This window comes from Streptomyces sp. NRRL WC-3618 (genome assembly GCF_001280005.1).
Lineage (GTDB): Bacteria > Actinomycetota > Actinomycetes > Streptomycetales > Streptomycetaceae > Streptomyces.
The window spans coordinates 1-250 of sequence record NZ_LGDW01000398.1 but is presented as its reverse complement, the minus strand read 5'-3'; the positions used below and the strand labels follow the sequence as shown (position 1 = coordinate 250).

The 250-nt window shown below is 70.8% G+C and carries 1 protein-coding gene; it reads left to right on the top strand.

The window, feature by feature from the left end; translation table 11 throughout:
* Positions 1 to 250 (top strand): acyltransferase domain-containing protein (locus ADL01_RS27490; RefSeq protein WP_159049649.1); only part of this gene is annotated, 250 nt, incomplete at both ends.

Here is a 250-nt window from a genome sequence, read left to right as displayed (position 1 = left end):
AGTCGTTTGGGGTGCGGCCGCAGATTGTCGGTGGTCATTCGATCGGTGAGTTGACGGCTGCGTATGTGGCCGGGGTGTGGTCGTTGGAGGACGCCGCCCGACTGGTGGCCGCACGCGGCAGGTTGATGCAGTCACTGCCCGAGGGCGGGGCCATGCTGGCCGTCCAGGCGGCGGAGGCCGACGTGCTGCCGCTCCTTGAGGGCATGGCAGACCGGGCCGGCGTCGCGGCCGTGAACGGCCCCTCGCAGGT